Source organism: Suilimivivens sp. (assembly GCF_037359455.1).
In the GTDB taxonomy this organism is placed as follows: Bacteria; Bacillota; Clostridia; order Lachnospirales; family Lachnospiraceae; genus Suilimivivens; species Suilimivivens aceti.
Map to the genome: position 1 here is coordinate 64,387 of NZ_JAXXXI010000051.1, position 15,962 is coordinate 80,348.

At 46.8% G+C, this 15,962-nt stretch carries 16 protein-coding genes; 4 read left to right on the forward strand and 12 right to left on the reverse strand.

All coding sequences use genetic code 11. The annotated features are described in order from the left end of the window. Positions 1 to 224: 224 nt before the first annotated feature. Both WJQ40_RS10880 and WJQ40_RS10885 read left to right on the forward strand, forming a co-directional pair. Complete coding sequence (locus WJQ40_RS10880; RefSeq protein WP_262575620.1) at positions 225 to 1,472, forward strand: GNAT family N-acetyltransferase; 1,248 nt, start codon at positions 225 to 227, stop codon at positions 1,470 to 1,472. A gap of 25 nt (positions 1,473 to 1,497) precedes the next feature. Next, the gene (locus WJQ40_RS10885) at positions 1,498 to 2,946 is read left to right on the forward strand and encodes a nicotinate phosphoribosyltransferase (protein WP_337540157.1); all 1,449 of its coding nucleotides are present in this window, start codon (positions 1,498 to 1,500) and stop codon (positions 2,944 to 2,946) included. A gap of 17 nt (positions 2,947 to 2,963) precedes the next feature. Here WJQ40_RS10885 and WJQ40_RS10890 read toward each other — a convergent pair whose 3' ends face one another. The 7 genes from WJQ40_RS10890 to WJQ40_RS10920 form a co-directional block, all read right to left on the reverse strand. Further along, positions 2,964 to 3,470, reverse strand: coding sequence for a M20/M25/M40 family metallo-hydrolase (locus tag WJQ40_RS10890; protein WP_337540159.1), 507 nt, complete (start codon positions 3,468 to 3,470; stop codon positions 2,964 to 2,966). Further along, the gene (locus WJQ40_RS10895; protein WP_337540161.1) at positions 3,443 to 4,114 is read right to left on the reverse strand and encodes an amidohydrolase; all 672 of its coding nucleotides are present in this window, start codon (positions 4,112 to 4,114) and stop codon (positions 3,443 to 3,445) included. The genes WJQ40_RS10890 and WJQ40_RS10895 overlap by 28 nt, the downstream gene beginning before the upstream one ends. Positions 4,115 to 4,139: 25 nt before the next feature. Then, the gene (locus WJQ40_RS10900) at positions 4,140 to 5,042 is read right to left on the reverse strand and encodes an ABC transporter permease (RefSeq protein ID WP_262575623.1); all 903 of its coding nucleotides are present in this window, start codon (positions 5,040 to 5,042) and stop codon (positions 4,140 to 4,142) included. A 10-nt stretch (positions 5,043 to 5,052) separates the two neighbouring features. Then, a complete protein-coding gene (locus WJQ40_RS10905) occupies positions 5,053 to 6,000 on the reverse strand; it encodes an ABC transporter permease (RefSeq protein WP_118797272.1) in 948 nt (315 codons plus the stop codon). Further along, positions 5,997 to 7,022: an ABC transporter ATP-binding protein gene (locus tag WJQ40_RS10910; RefSeq protein WP_262575624.1), complete on the reverse strand. Its 1,026-nt coding sequence runs from the start codon at positions 7,020 to 7,022 to the stop codon at positions 5,997 to 5,999. Before WJQ40_RS10910 ends, WJQ40_RS10905 begins: the two co-directional genes overlap by 4 nt. Then, positions 7,012 to 7,998, reverse strand: a complete 987-nt coding sequence (locus WJQ40_RS10915; protein ID WP_337405228.1) for an ABC transporter ATP-binding protein — start codon at positions 7,996 to 7,998, stop codon at positions 7,012 to 7,014. The genes WJQ40_RS10910 and WJQ40_RS10915 overlap by 11 nt, the downstream gene beginning before the upstream one ends. 86 nt (positions 7,999 to 8,084) lie before the next feature. Further along, positions 8,085 to 9,767 carry an ABC transporter substrate-binding protein gene (locus tag WJQ40_RS10920; RefSeq protein WP_337540164.1) on the reverse strand — a complete coding sequence of 561 codons (1,683 nt, stop codon included), beginning with the start codon at positions 9,765 to 9,767 and terminating at the stop codon, positions 8,085 to 8,087. A gap of 164 nt (positions 9,768 to 9,931) precedes the next feature. Here WJQ40_RS10920 and WJQ40_RS10925 point away from each other — a divergent pair, with 164 nt between their 5' ends. After that, on the forward strand, positions 9,932 to 10,540 hold the full coding sequence (locus WJQ40_RS10925; protein ID WP_337405232.1) for a peptidase C39: 609 nt from the start codon (positions 9,932 to 9,934) through the stop codon (positions 10,538 to 10,540). A gap of 37 nt (positions 10,541 to 10,577) precedes the next feature. Here the strand turns inward: WJQ40_RS10925 and spoVT are convergent, their stop codons facing one another. From spoVT to WJQ40_RS10940, 3 genes are all read right to left on the reverse strand, one after another. Further along, positions 10,578 to 11,123, reverse strand: coding sequence for a stage V sporulation protein T (gene spoVT, locus WJQ40_RS10930; RefSeq protein WP_317246642.1), 546 nt, complete (start codon positions 11,121 to 11,123; stop codon positions 10,578 to 10,580). Positions 11,124 to 11,240: 117 nt separating this feature from the next. Then, positions 11,241 to 12,020, reverse strand: a complete 780-nt coding sequence (locus WJQ40_RS10935; protein ID WP_337540166.1) for a sulfite exporter TauE/SafE family protein — start codon at positions 12,018 to 12,020, stop codon at positions 11,241 to 11,243. Between the two features lies 1 nt (position 12,021). After that, complete coding sequence (locus WJQ40_RS10940) at positions 12,022 to 12,456, reverse strand: helix-turn-helix domain-containing protein (protein ID WP_337540169.1); 435 nt, start codon at positions 12,454 to 12,456, stop codon at positions 12,022 to 12,024. Between the two features lie 148 nt (positions 12,457 to 12,604). On the opposite strand from WJQ40_RS10940, the gene WJQ40_RS10945 reads away from it, so the two are divergent. Continuing rightward, the gene (locus WJQ40_RS10945) at positions 12,605 to 14,383 is read left to right on the forward strand and encodes a diguanylate cyclase (RefSeq protein WP_337540172.1); all 1,779 of its coding nucleotides are present in this window, start codon (positions 12,605 to 12,607) and stop codon (positions 14,381 to 14,383) included. A 40-nt stretch (positions 14,384 to 14,423) separates the two neighbouring features. Here WJQ40_RS10945 and WJQ40_RS10950 read toward each other — a convergent pair whose 3' ends face one another. Together WJQ40_RS10950 and WJQ40_RS10955 are read right to left on the reverse strand one after the other, a co-directional pair. Continuing rightward, positions 14,424 to 15,554, reverse strand: coding sequence for a type II toxin-antitoxin system HipA family toxin (locus WJQ40_RS10950; RefSeq protein WP_337540173.1), 1,131 nt, complete (start codon positions 15,552 to 15,554; stop codon positions 14,424 to 14,426). Next, positions 15,544 to 15,819, reverse strand: a complete 276-nt coding sequence (locus tag WJQ40_RS10955) for a helix-turn-helix domain-containing protein (protein WP_337540248.1) — start codon at positions 15,817 to 15,819, stop codon at positions 15,544 to 15,546. Before WJQ40_RS10955 ends, WJQ40_RS10950 begins: the two co-directional genes overlap by 11 nt. Positions 15,820 to 15,962: the final 143 nt, after the last annotated feature.

Genomic DNA, 15,962 nt, shown 5'->3' on the forward strand with positions numbered 1-15,962 from the left:
ACCGGATCACACCTGCCCCGGCTCTCTGTTACGTTCAAAAATCAGCTACTGTCTTCGTCATAGCCATTTGGTCTGTACTTCTTCAAATTACACCATAAAAACAGAATTTGTCAAGAGGCAGACCGCATTTTGTGCCATAAAGCCAAAAATCCCATGGACGGCTTCTTCTTCCTGTTGTAAAATGGAACTGTTTGAAGTTGCAAGCCAAGAAAAGGATAGTTATTATGCAGGATCAAAACAAAACCCCTATTTATCTGGAAACAAACGGTGACTTTCGAATGCGCGAGCTTGACAAGGGAGATCTGGATCAGTTCAATGCCCTGCTGCAGTACGCTTTCCAGGTCACAACCAAGGAACTGTTTGAAACCGGCTGGGCACAGGATGAGATCAAATATGCCAAGCGTCCCATCCTGGAGGAGGCCTATGTCATCGGCTGGTTCTATAAGGACCGGCTGGCTTCCATGATCGTTGTCTACCATATGCAGGTCAATGTCCATGACAACATTATGGACATGGGCGGTATCACCGGTGTGGCAACCTATCCGGAATATGCCGGAAGAGGCCTGATCCACTCCCTCATGCGCCGGGTGCTTGATTATATGAACAAACAACAGATGCCACTCTCCTTTCTCTGTCCCTACTCCATTCCCTTCTACCGGAAAATGGGCTGGGAAATCTGCTCTGACCAGCTCACCTTCAATGTAAAGGATGTACAGCTTCCCAAGGCAAGGCCGGTTCCCGGTATGGTAGAACGTGTCAGTCTGGATTCTGAAGATTATCATAATGTACATTCCTACTTTGCCTTTCAGCAGCACGGCTGTATGATCCGTGACACCCTTTCCTGGGAAGAATACTGGAGATGGGACAATGATGATATGATCGTTGCTGTTTACTACAGCAGGGAGCATAAGCCTCTTGGCTATGTTGCTTACTATATTGCCAACGAGATCTTCCATATTAAGGAAATGGTCTATCTGAACCTGGAAGCCAATTATGGACTCTGGAATTATATCAGTGCGCATTTTTCCATGATCACCCAGGTCAAGGGAAACAATTTCTCCGGCGAACCCATGGCTTATCTGTTTGAGGACAGTGAAATCACAGAAACCATTGCCCCTTATATCATGGGACGCATCAACAACGTAAAGGACTTTCTGAAAGCTTTTCCTTATCAGGTAACCCCGGAAGACTTTAAGATCCATTTTAAGGTCCACGATGAAATGGCTCCCTGGAATGAAGGAGACTACATGGTATCCTGGCATGACGGGGAAACCAGCTGTGAGCAGGTGGAGGATAACCAGTCCATCAATGTCGTAGAATTAAACATCAACACCCTGACTACCATGATGATGGGATACAAAAGACCGACCTATCTGTACGACCACGAAAAGCTCAAAACAGAATATTATATGCTGACCTGGCTGGAACGTCTGATTCCAGTAGAGAAGCCCTACTTTTCAGATTACTTTTAAACCATATCTCAGAAGGGAGAAGCTTATGGACAGACAAAACCTGACCCTGCTCACTGATCTTTATGAGCTCACCATGATGCAGGGCTACTTCAAGCACAAGGATCGCAACGAAACTGTTATCTTTGATGCCTTTTACCGCAACAACCCCTGTGACGGCGGTTATGCCATTGCCGCCGGACTGGAGCAGCTCGTAAAATACATCAAGGATCTTCACTTTTCCGACCACGATATCCGTTATCTTTCCGGTCTTGGTATTTTCGATGCGGATTTTCTCGACTATCTGGCAGATTTCCGTTTCTCGGGTGATATTTATGCCATTCCGGAGGGAACAGTCATTTTCCCGAGAGAGCCTCTTGTCAAGGTGATCGCTCCCATCATGGAGGCCCAGCTTGTAGAAACTGCAATCCTGAATATCATCAATCATCAAAGTCTGATCGCAACCAAGGCAGCAAGGGTCTGCTATGCCGCAAAGGGCGATGGCATTATGGAATTCGGCCTGCGCCGTGCCCAGGGTCCGGATGCCGGTATTTATGGTGCAAGAGCTGCCATGATCGGCGGCTGTATCGGCACCTCCAACGTTCTGTGTGGACAGCTTTTTGATGTTCCTGTGAAAGGTACCCATGCCCACAGCTGGATCATGAGCTTTCCTGATGAATATACCGCTTTTAAAACCTATGCGGATCTGTATCCGACTGCCTGCATCCTGTTAGTGGATACCTACGACACCTTAAAATCCGGTGTTCCAAATGCTATCCGTGTCTTCCAGGAAATGAGAGCTGCCGGTGTTCCTCTTACCTTCTACGGAATCCGGCTGGACAGCGGCGACCTTGCCTATCTCTCAAAGAAAGCCCGCAGGATGCTGGACGAAGCAGGCTTCCCTGATGCTGTGATCTCTGCTTCCAATGACCTTGATGAATATCTGATCGAATCCCTGAAGGCACAGGGTGCGGCTATTACCTCCTGGGGTGTTGGAACCAATCTGATCACCGCCAAGGATAACCCGGCATTCGGCGGTGTTTACAAGCTGGCTGCCGTTATGGGCGAGGATGGCAGTTTTATCCCCAAGATCAAGCTTTCTGAAAACAGTGAAAAAGTAACCAACCCCGGCAATAAGAAGATTTACCGTGTTTACGAAAAGGAAACCGGCAAGATCAAGGCAGATCTGATCTGTCTTGTTGATGAGAGCTTCCGTGAGGATAAGCCGCTCCTTCTCTTCGATCCTTCCGAACCCTGGAAAAAAACAAAGCTCCCTGCCGGAAGCTTTACTTTAAGAGAACTGCTCATTCCTGTATTCAAAGATGGTAAATGCTGCTACGAATCACCCAGGGTTATGGATATCCGTTCCTATTGCATGAAGGAACAGGATACCCTTTGGGATGAGACGAAGCGTTTCGTCAATCCTCATCAGGTCTATGTGGATCTTTCCAGAAAGCTCTACGATACCAAGATCGAGTTGCTTGACCAGATGAGCTGACAATAAAGCTTCAAAGCCTACTTATTTTCCATAAAAAGCGCCATCAGATATTCTGCAGCCGGAAGGAGGATCTCCGGATCCACCTTAAATCCCGGCTGATGGATGGCCGCTCCTACACCGGTACCGATCTTAATATAACACCCCGGCCGCTTCTCTTCATAGAAGGAGAAGTCATCACCACCCATGGAGCTTTCTTCCGGCACAGTCAGAAGGCCCTGTTTTTTTGCTGTTTCTTCTGCAGCCCCCGCCATTGCCGGGTCATTTACGACTGCCGGGGAACCCGGATACCACTGAAATTCCGCTGATGCCCCATAAGCCTTCGCCGTCATTTCCGTGATCTCACGAAGTCTCCTTTCGAAGAGCACCCGGTCTTCCCTGTTCATCGTCCGTACCGTCCCCTCTAATTCTGCTGTTTCCGGTACCACATTCCATGTATTCCCTGCTTCTATCCTTGTCACACTGATCAGTGTCGGATGAAAAGCATCACTGTTTCTTGTCACAACTGTCTGAAACGCCTGTACCATTGCTGCAGCCGCAGGGATCGGATCAATACCGGTATCCGGGGATGTGCACCGTGACATCCTTTTCCGGTGATCTTGATCAGGAAACGATCCGCAGCCGCTGCCACATAGCCTTCCCGGATACCAATAGTTCCTACCGGATTGGTGGGATCGGCATGAAAGCCCCAGATCAGCTCCACATCATCGATCAGATCTGTTTCTGTGATCTTCTCTGCTCCCCTGGCGGATTCCTCCGCCGGCTGGAAAATGATCTTTACTGTGCCGGCAAGCGCCTTCCTGTTCTGTTGCAAAAGCACAGCACAGCCAAGTCCTGCCGTAATATGGAAATCGTGTCCACAGGCATGCATTTTCCCCTTTATTTCAGAGGCATAAGGGACACCACTCTCTTCGAGAATCGGGAGAGCATCAATATCGCAGCGAAGAGCCCGCACAGCTCCCTCCCTTTCTCCACGGATCACAGCGATAAGTCCTGTTTCCAGTTTCGACTCCATGATCTCAATTCCATGCTCTGTCAGGAACTCCCTTATCTTCTCTGTTGTCTGATATTCTTCATAGGACAGCTCCGGATTTCTGTGAAACCAGAAAAAGGCTTCCTGTAATTCATGCCCGAGCTGTAACCCTTCCTTCTCCAGTTCTTTGCCTTCCATACGCATATTTCCTCGCATCACATTTTTATTTACTGTTGGGATCCACTGCATCCCGCAGAGCATCTCCAATAAAGTTAATTGCCATAACCAGGATCACTATGAGGAGTCCCGGCGGAACCCAGAGCCATGGCTGCTTTGTCAGCACAGTCAGTGATTCAGCTCCGTTTAACATATTACCAAGGCTGGCTGTCGGCGGCTGTACACCCATGCCAAGAAAGCTTAAGGCTGCTTCATCCAGCATGGACAACGCCAGCACCGAGGTCGCATAAACAAGGATCGGAGCCACTGTATTTGGCAGGATCTCCGAAAACAGAATATGCTTTAAGGACATGCCTGCCACCAGATTTCCCTTGATAAAATTCGTTTCCCGCAGATTCAGCACATTTCCCCTGACCAGTCTTGCGATCCCCGGCCAGTCTACAAAGCCGAGGATCAGTATAATACTCCAAAGTCCCGGCTTAAAGATCGCTGCCGCTACCAGCACAAGCAAAATATAGGGAAAAGACATCACCATATCTGTAAAGCGCATGATCACCATATCTGCGGCGCCGCCAAAATATCCTGCTATCAGACCGAGTACCACACCGATCACTGTAGAGATCAGTGTTGCCATGATCCCGACAAGCAGCGATATTCTCATGGCATAAAGAAGTCTGCTCAGGACATCCCTTCCGATCTGATCTGTTCCAAGAAGAAACTCCCGGGACGGTGCACCGCTGAAGGACCCTGCGATCTCATTGGGATCATAGGGGGCAAGAACAGGAGCGAAAAGAGCAGCCAGTCCAAGAATGATAAATACAATAAGGCTGATCATACCGAGCTTATGTTTTTTAAATCTACGAAAGACAGTCTGCAGATAGCTTTCACTGGTTATATCCTTCTCCGGCATACCATGTTCTGTCAGATTTTTTTCTTTTTTCTTTTTCATGGCTGCCTCCTTAATCCAGTGAAATAGTAGGATCTACCAGTGCATACAGGATATCCGTCACCAGATTGGCTATGAGGACAACCACTGCCGAAAGCAGGCAGACACCCATGATCACGGGGTAATCCCTTCCAATAATAGCACTCATGGTCATAAGTCCAAGTCCCGGCCAGGAAAATACCTGTTCTATGATAACTGCACCGCCAAACAGCATGGGGATCTCCATGCCAATTACCGTTACGATCGGCACCAGTGCATTTCTCAGTGCATGCTTATAAATAACACGGAATCTTCCGATTCCCTTGGCTCTTGCTGTCCTTAAATAATCCTGCTGCAGGATCTCCAGTACGGCACTTCGGATATAACGGATATTGCTTCCTGCCATGGATGTGGCAAGAACGATCACCGGCATCACCATATGCTTTGCCACATCTGCTGCGCCACCCTTTGTACCAAGTGTGATCATCCCGCTCGAGGGCAGAAGCTTCAGTTTGATTGTAAAAATATAAATAAGGAGCAGTGACAGGAAAAATCCCGGTATGCTGCTTCCAAGGAAGGAAGCAGTCACTACTGCATAATCCCCTTTGGAATACTGGTGGATCGCACTGTAAATACCTGCCGGCACTGCAAGGATCAGGCTCACGACCAGGGAAACTCCCATCAGCAGGAGGGTCGGTCCCAGATGGCTTCTGATCATTTCCAAAACCGGCTGATAAGATTTTACAGAATAACCCATATTCCCGTGAAGAAGCTGTGAAAGCCATACAAAATACTGGATATAAAAGGGTTTGTCCAGTCCCATGGCGATCTTTTTAGCCTCTACTGCAGCTTCCGATACTCTCGGTCCCTTCAGCATTTCAAGAGGACTTCCTGCCAGACACATGATGGCATAGTCTATAATGGTAATTCCAATCAGCACCGGGATAGCAATCAGAATCCGCTTGATTATATATTTGGTCATGCTTCTTCCCTCCTGCCTTCTTCTGTCATAGCAATAGGACACGCTGTCATATGTCCACTGCCTGGTAATGTTTCCTGCATCTCCGGTTCTCTCTGTCTGCAGATATCTGTGGCATAGGGACACCTTGGATGGAACCTGCAGCCCGTAGGAGGTTCAATACTGCTTCCCACCTCTCCCATAAGGATCTTCCTTCCATCCTCCCTTTCATCCGGATCCGGTACCGGAACTGCAGAAAGAAGAGCTCTCGTATAGGGATGTACCGGATGATTGAAAATCTCCTTAGCCTCTCCCATTTCCACGATCTTACCAAGATACATGACTGCGATCCTGTCGCTGACATAATTGACAGCGCCAAGTCCATGACCTACAAACAGAAGGGTCAGTCCAAGCTCCTTCTGCAGGCTGCGCAGCAGGTTCAGGATCTGTGCCTGGATAGATACGTCCAAGGCACTGACTGGCTCATCACAGACGATAAACTCCGGATTCAGCGAAAGTGCCTTGGCTATTCCGATACGCTGCCGCTGTCCTCCCGAAAACTCGTGCGGATATCTTCCAAGGACACTTCTTGGCAGCCCTACCATATCGAGCAGGTTCAGGATATCCTTTTCCACACTGGCTTTCGTTGAGATCCCATGATACAGCATGGGCTGTGCCAGAATCTCATAAATATGCTTCCTTGGATTTAAGGATGAATAAGGATCCTGAAATACCATCTGCAGCTTGGTACGAAAAGGCTTTACATCCTTCCGGTTCATCCTTCCAAGATCGTGATCTTTATAATATACCGTCCCGTCTGTGGGCTTTTCAAGTCCCACAAGCTGCCTTCCTATGGTGGATTTTCCACAGCCTGATTCTCCCACAAGTCCAAGCGTTTCTCCCTGACAGATCTGGAAGCTGACACCGTCCACTGCCTTAACATAGCCAGTAGTATGGGTAATGATCCCGCCTTTAATTGGATAATATTTTTTCAAATTTTCAATCCGAAGCAGAGGCATCTTCTCTTCGCTTTGTTTATGATTCATCCTGGATACCTCCCTCCTTCCTTACAATACATCTCGCCATATGACCGCCGCCAAATTCATAATTTTCCTGTGGCTTGTCACATTCCGGCCTGCGATAGCTGCAGCGATCTGCAAAACGGCAGCCCGGAATATGGTCGTAGCTTTCCGGTACGATACCGGGAATTGCCTTAAGCTGTCGTTCTGCCGTGTCCCGGATCGTAGGTACCGTGTCCATAAGCGCTCTGGTATAAGGATGTTTTGGATGCCTGAAGAGCTCCCGCACGGGTGCCTCCTCAATGATCTGCCCTGCATACATGACGATGACACGGTCTGCCATATGCGCTACCAGTCCGATATCATGGGTGATCAGGATCATGGCCATTTTGTTTTCCTTCTGCAGCTCCTTTAAAAGCTGCATAATCTGCGCCTGTATCGTCACATCCAGGGCTGTCGTCGGCTCATCTGCGATCAGGAGCTTCGGCTTACAGGAAAGCGCCATGGCGATCATGACACGCTGACGCATTCCGCCTGACAGTGTATGGGGATACTTTTTCATGGTGCTCTTTGCATCCGGCATACCAACTCTTGAGAGAAGCTCTTCTGCCTGTTTCCTGGCCTCATCTTTGGAAAGACCTCTGTGGATCTGAAGGCTTTCCATAATCTGGTTCCCTACTGTAAATACAGGATTCAGCGAAGTTAAAGGATCCTGAAAGATCATGGTCATCTGATCTCCTCGGATTTTATCCAGTTCCTTTTCCGTCATAGCTAACAGATCTCTGTCCTCAAACAGTACCTTTCCTTCTGTTACTTTGCCGCCCCTTGACAAAAGGCCCATAACAGACAGATTGGTAACGCTCTTTCCACAACCTGACTCACCAACGATGCAGACCACTTCTCCTTCATCAACATGAAAGCTGACATGATCCACACTGGTCGTTTCCCCGTAGTCTCCTGTAAATACAGTAGTAAGTCCCTCTACCTCCAGTAAATGTGACATGATGTTTCCTCTCTCTTTATATGGATAATACCACAGACCGGTCTCCCGGCCTGCGGTATCTGAATTCCTGCCTTTTCTTTTAACGCTTATTCAACGATATCCCATTCCTGGATATTGTTGAAAAGTCCATATACATTAGCATGTACATTGGTCAGTCTCTTGTTCACTGCGCCCTGTGCACTGATCACATAAGCAGAAAACATCGGTACATCTTCCTGTGTCTGCTTGTCAATGATGGAGTACAGATCTTTAAGACTTGCCTTGTCATCTGTGGAGCCAACCTGTGCCAGTGCATCATCAATTGCGGAATTGCTGTAACCGGTCCAGCTGTCCTCTCCACCAAGAAGCCATGCGATATCTACGGAAGGATCGATCGGCGGATAAGTGTACTGTACTGCAAACAGATCATAATCAGTGCCGCCTGCCATGCTCATCAGTGTAGCAAGGTCAACTGTCTGTACCTCTACCTTGATCCCAACCTGTGCCCACTGTGCTGCCATTACCTGCGCTGCATTCACGAAGGTGCCATCACCGGAATTTACAAAGAAACGCAGTGTCTGTGAGCCATCCCAGCCAGCTTCTGCAAGAAGCTCTTTTGCCTTTTCAGGATCATAGGAAATCGGTGTAATACTGTCATCGAAGTAAGGACTTGCAGATGATACAAAGCCATCGATCACTTCGCCATGTCCCTTCAGCAGATCATCTACGATCTTCTGTCTGTCAATCGCATATACAAGCGCCTGACGTACTCTGGCATCCGGAATGTTCTTTGTCTGGATAAATACAGACTGGTTGGTTACAGGAGAACCGTAAACAACATCCACATTCTCAAGAGCATCAATGCTGTCATTGTCTTCCTGCGGGATATTGGTCATGGTGTGGCTTGTAACATCAATTTCGCCGGACTGCAGACTGGAGTATACCTGGCTGGCATCAAGGATCTTGAAGTTCATCTTGCCAATCTTCGGTGCTCCCTTCCAGTAGTTTTCATTGGCTACATAAGAAATGTAATGGTTAGTATCATAATCAGTTACCATATAAGGACCACTGACAACATCAGGATGATTGAACCAGTCACTTGTAGTCAGCTCGCCTTCAGCAATATTCTCAATAACGCTCTTTGGCATGGTATGGAAATATGCTGCATATGAGCTCATAAAGGTGATCATGCTCATAGGCTCCTTGGTTGTAAACTGTACTGTCTTTTCATCAACAGCAGTCACACCGGAAACCTCTGTAGCTCCTTCCTCTACAAATCCTGTCTCGGAATCTACGCCTTCAAACACTCCATAAACCAGAGTTGCATTGGCTACCAGCGGGCTTGCCAGACGAAGGAAGGAATAGGTCACATCATCAGAGGTGATCGGCGTACCGTCTGACCATACAGCATCTTCATTGATATGAACAATGAAATTTTTGTTATCCTCTGTGGTAATGGAATCTGCCAGCAGATACTCAAAGCTCAGATCCTCTGCAAAGTCAACTAACGGAAGGAACTCCAGATCCACTGCATACTTATTAATAAATGTCTGATCGATAACAAAGGGATTGATACTTCCCAGGGAGTCCGTCACTCCGATATTAACGATCTTTTCTCCGGAAGCCGTTTCTCCTGCAGCTCCTGCTTCTGATGTTCCTTCTACTGTTGCATCATCTGCGCTCCCGGCAGGCATTTCTGTGCTTCCACAGCCAGCAAGACCTAATACCATAGCTGCTGTCAGCACCAGTGCCAGTACTTTGTTTCCTGATTTTGCATGAAACTTTTTCATATTCTCCTCCTGTCTCTATCCATTTCCTAGTATTCTTATATAGATAGTGGCTTAATTATACTTATGCACTTTACAAAAGTCAATAGATGTGCTTAAAATAGAACTTGTGGTTTGCAGTTTTTTATTTTACTATACTTCTTTAAAAAGGTACATAGGCATTTTATATGAAAAATTTATTAAATTATCAGTCATCTGAATATGATTGTGCACCTGTTTCCGTTACAAACGGAATCCGCTATTTATTCGAAAGAGAAGAAATCTATCCGGATATGATCAAAGGGGTCATGATCTACGGTATGGACAGCTACAATGACCAGGGAGAACCCTGCAAATACGGCACCTCTCCTGCCTGTATGGAATTTATGGCGGACTGGCTGACACGCTTTGGCCAGATGCACAATTTCCCGATTTCCTGCCACACCGTTTCCGGCGATAATGTCGCGCTGAAGGAAGGAAGCCCTGTTCTGGATGCTCTTGAAAAAGGCGGTGCCGTTGCCCTGCGTCTTTATCTGGAGGTACCACACTATGTACTTGCAACCGGTGTCGAAGATGACTGTCTTCTGCTGTTTGACCCATTTTATGAGGAGCCGGGACATCCGGAATTTGATGCTGAATATCATACAGAAGGAATTACTTTTATTTTTGACCAGCCAAAGAAGGCCAACCGTAAGGTAGCCCTTTCCCGTCTGAACGGCACAGGAAAGGGCTTCTATGAAATGGGTGACCCCCTTGAACGGAAAGCACTGATCATGTTCAACACGGCAGTCCGGTAATTTTTTCATTTGATCTTCAAAATGCTTCTGAATTGCTTTACTGATCCATCTGCTTCCCAAGAAATCCGGAAGCAGACTGGACCAGTTTTCTTTCTACTTCACCCATCCTTACTCTTTCGTTGGCAGTGATTAATATCACAGCACCGATCACATCCCCCTCACAGATAATGGGACTGATCACTTCTGAGCAGAATTCCTCCATATCCTCCTGGATCAACGGGATAAAGCCTTTCTCATTTCTGGATGCCACCAACGTTTCCCTGTGCTCCAGTTTATCCTCAAGCTCCCGGCTCAGATCCTTGCCCAGAATCGTTTTGAACCCACCAGATACCGCTATGATCTGATCCCTGTCCGTAATAACAGCCACATGTCCGGATACCTGACACAGGCTTTCCGCATACTGCCTTGCAAAGGTATTCATTTCACCGATGGGTGAATATTTCTTCAGGATGATTTCTCCTTCCCTGTCGGTAAATATCTCAAGCGGGTCACTTTCCCGGATCCGCAGTGTTCTTCTGATTTCCTTAGGGATAACGATTCTGCCAAGATCATCGATACGCCTGACAATTCCTGTAGCCTTCATATATAAATGTCCTCCTGTTTTCCAATCACTTTCCATATTTGTACTGTATGGGTAGTATGTGGAAATCGAAGGGAATTATACATTTTTATTCCTGTAATAACCAATCCTGTCAAAGCTCTATCTCGTCAGCATGGAAAACAGCATTACTACGATTCCAAGCATCACAAGGATCACACCTGTCATCCGGTTCAGTGTCTTCGGTGCTGCCTTATTAGCGATCACTGCTGCGATCCTTGCCCATATCAGGGTAAATATGACACATAGGACAAAAACAGTGATATCAGGCATGCCGCCGATCGCAAAGTGGGAAGCAGCACCGGTAAATGCGGTAAAGGCCATAATAAATACGCTCGTCCCTACTGCGGTCTTCAGTTCATAGCCAAGAACACTTGTAAGGATAAGAAGCATCATCATACCGCCGCCAGCTCCTATAAAGCCACAGATAAAGCCAATCGCAATTCCACAGATGACTGACTGCAGTGCCCTCTTTCCTGCAGCTACTCCTTGCATGGCTTCCTTAGTCGTCATAACGGGCTTCACAATGAACTTGATGCCAAGAAGAAATGTCATAAACACAGAGAAATTCCCCATGGTTGTGGAAGGCACCAGGCTGGAGACATAGCTTCCTACTACTGTAAATACGAGAACGCTCACCATCATGATCAGACCATTTTTGATATCCAGATTTTTGTTTTTACCGTAGGTGTAAGCTGACACAGCACTTGCCAGTACATCAGAAGACAGTGCGATCCCCACCGCCATATAAGGATCCATGTGCAAAAAGGTGATCAGCATCGGGCTGATCACTGCTGCCGCACTCATTCCTGCGAAGCCTGTACCAAGACCGGCACCCATTCCTGCAAAAAAGGTAACAACGACTGTTAATAATAATTCCATCTTACTTCTCTCCCTTCAGTAAATCATCAAGATTCTGCTCCATGATCTGCATGACAGCCAGGAAGCCTTTTTTATCTTCTTCCCTTGTATTGACAAATAAACGCTCCAGGAAGTCCTGCTGCAGCTTCCTTCCCTCTTCAGTCAGTGGCTCTGCCTTACTTGTACAGATAAGCTGAAGCTTTCTCCGATCTCCCTCTATAGCTTTTCTCTCCAGATATCCTTCTGTCACAAGCCTGTCCACATTCACGGAGACCAGATTTGCCTTGATCTTCCGGATCTCCACAATATCCCTGGCTGTTTTGTACTGTGGGTTGTTTACCAGAAACATGAGAATATCAAATGCCGTCTGCGGAATCCTCCACCTCTGGCAAAGAGGCTTACAGGCGCTGCTGTAGGCCGTTCCTATTTTTCTTACAAATTCTATGCTGATATCCATCCTCTTCCCTCTTTCTGTACCGTCTTTTCCTATGACGAATTTTGTTCGTTTTTGAATTATTCATCTTTGAACTATTATATGCCGTTCAGAATAGCAGTCAAGTTATTTTTTGTTAATTTTGCTAAAAATGATTTCCAGGAGATACCTCATGACACCTTCAGATAAAAAAATAAGAACACAGAACTGGTTATTGCCCCTTCTTGTTTTTCTCATCTTCAGCATTATACTTTCCTGCATACTCTATAACGAATTTGTTGACAATCAGGCTCACGTCCGTACCCTGGCAGAATTGAATGCCATGACCTATGCAGAGCACATAACCAGTGAGCTGGCTCAGGGAATTGCTGTCACAGATTCCCTGCAGGGGATCCTGATCAGCGAAGGTGATCAAATCCGTAACTTCCATCATGTAGCTGCAAGTTTCATGACCAGTTCCATCCAGAGCATACAGCTTGCTCCAAACGGTGTTGTAACCGATATCTATCCGGAAGCAGGCAACGAGGCCGTTAAGATCGACCTGATCCATGACGAAAAAGGAGGGGAGATTTCCCGATATGGGAGAGACAATGACCTTACGGTCATGCAGGGACCCTTTCCCCTGCTGCAGGGCGGTACCGGTATCGCAATTCAAAATCCGGTCTATCTGGAGGACAGCAACGGTGAAAAATATTTCTGGGGTTTTACAATAGCCATTATCCGTGTCCCTGATATTTTTGCCGATTCCGCCCAGGCACTGACAAATTTCGGTTATGAATACCGTCTGTCCAAAACAGTTTCACCCCTGACACCGGAGTATACGGAAGTTTATTCCTCCGGTGCTGTACTGACAGATCCTGCCATCTACTGTTTTGAGGTTGGCTGCTGCTCCTATAAGCTGGAGGTAATGCCCTCTGACGGCTGGAACAGCGGCAGTCAGTTCCCGATCCTTTTTTTATGTGGATTTTTTATCAATCTACTTCTTTCAAGTCTCACATATGCCATTCTGGTCCTGAAGGAACGCCACGAAACACTAAAAGCACTTTCTGTCACCGATCCACTTACAGGGCTTCTGAACCGTCATGGCTTTGACGAAGCATGGACGCGTGTTCTGAAAGCACATCCTGAAGCTCCCTGTGTCGGAATACAGCTGGATATTGATGACTTCAAATTTATCAATGATATTTATGGCCACACAGCCGGTGATCTTGCCTTACAGGAGCTTGCAGGAAGCCTGCAGAGAGCTTTTCCTGAAAATGCCATCCTCTGCCGAAGTGGCGGCGATGAATTTTCTGTTATCCTTACCGGTACCACCTGTCAGGATTCTGCCAGCCGCATAGAAGCCTTTACATTCATACCAAAATCCTTCAAATATAACGGCATCGACTACCCTTTCCACATTTCCCTTGGATATGCCGGATACCCAAAGGACAGCACAGATCCTTCTGTACTCCTCAAAAATGCAGATATGGCTCTTTACGAGGTAAAGCTTCGCGGCAAGCACAGCTGTCTGCCCTACCGGCAGGGGTTTCATTCGCAAAAACGCCTCCGTCTCGGCTTTGCACTCAGGGATATTTCCCAAAATCTTCCCGGTGCATTTCTGATCTACAAGGCAGACCCTCAGGATGACCACATTCTGTATGCCAACCAGGAGCTGATCCGTTACGCCGGCTGCAAGGATATGGATGAATTCCTCGCCTACTCCGGTCACAGCTTCCGAGGTCTGATCCGTCCGGATGAACAGGCTTTAGTGGAAAAAAGCATTTGGGATCAAATCCATTCTAAGGCAAACGGACCCAATGATTATGTCCAGTTCCATTTTGTCAAAAAGGACGGCTCCTGCCATCCGGTTCTGGATCATGGGCGCATTGTTGAGAATACTTACTTTGGAACTATATTTTATGTACTGATCATGGACTGTGCACTTTTGGATACACATTATAATAATTGATCGTGTATTGCCAGGTGCACAAGCCACTGGGGGAATACCTTTACAGGTATTCCCCCAGTTTTTCATAAACACACTCTCTGATTTCTTCTGCTATTCTCCTGCAGGTCTGGCGGCTCATCCCCGCGCCGGTTCCTACAGCGATCAGTTCTGAAAGTCCCGGATCTTTTCCATTTCCATCGATAGTTGTTGTATGTTCCCCATAATATGTGTTACTGAAAGTCAGATCATATGCCGGAGAAAGCCGCCACAATCTGGCAGACTCCTGATAGAGATAGGCAAAGTTTTTGGAATGATCATCCCTGTTATGGGCAAACACATTAAAACACATCCGGCGGTAAAGATTCTCCACATCCTCTTTCCGGTCTCTGGTCAGTATTTTCGTCAGTTTCATCAGACTGTGATAATCAAGGCTTGGTTCTTTGAAATCAAGCTCCAGAAGAGCTGCTGCCGTCAGCATATGAATCTTTTTCGTACCAGTTCTACTCCTGTCAAACCGTTTCGTTCCAAAATATCCTTTGCAGATATCTGATGGAAACAGCCTGTATTCACTCATATCAATTCCACACGCTTTTGCGCAGCAGGCATAATCATATTCCATTTTCCCAGCATCCGGGCCATCTGTATAGGATGGAAATTTAATGATCCATGATTCCCCATCTATTTCTGTCAGAATCTTTGGTCTTGCTCCGCCGCTGGTTCCTCCAAGATAGTACAGCTCGTCCAGTTTATCCGAATATTCTGTATTTAAAATTTTACGGCATTCCAATGCCAGTTCATCCAGCCTATCCCTGCCCGCTTCAGCAGGAAAGTACTTTTCCGGCTCAAAGGTAAGCGCCCCCATCCCCGAGCTTCCCACGATGGCAAGACGATCAAGTACAGACATTTCACCCGGATCTTTTCCATATTTTCTCATCATGCGGTTTAAAAGCAGCTGTCCCCATGCATCCGGAAGACTGTCCGCAAACACACCAAATAATCCATCAAAATGATCCTTTGCCGGTATAAATACCTGCTTTTTTAAAGGAAGGGAAAAAGGACTGATGGAAAAACCATTTTCGATCCATGCTTCATCATAAGCAAAGGCTGCCTTATGATCCGGTGTCAATGCCAGTGTTCCCACCTTTCTGTCCCCGTACTTCACAGAAAGAATCCTGCTTCTGTCATCCTTCATGAATAACCTCCTCTATACTCCTGTATGGCACCTGTGCAAAGAGATCCCTAAATTCATCTGTCAGCTCCAGTGCCATGGCAATCTTTGTCAGGGAAAGCAGCGATATCTGCCCGCTTCCTTCAAATCGTTTAATGGAGCCATAGCTTACGCCGCTCATAACCGCCAGTTCCTGCTGGGATATAGAACGCCTCTTTCTGATCCTGCGGATCCTTTCAGCTAATTTTTTATCCAGTTCCTCTGCGGTTTCCCATATCAGTTCATTCAGCTCATTCATAGTTTCTCCTGTAGATAACATTTTATCCACTTTTGCTTATAATCCATAATTTTAGATAATATTTTATCTACTTCTATCGTACGTCAAAAGGAGTTCGCCGTCCAGTATTCTTTTCCTTATTTCTTTCCCATTTC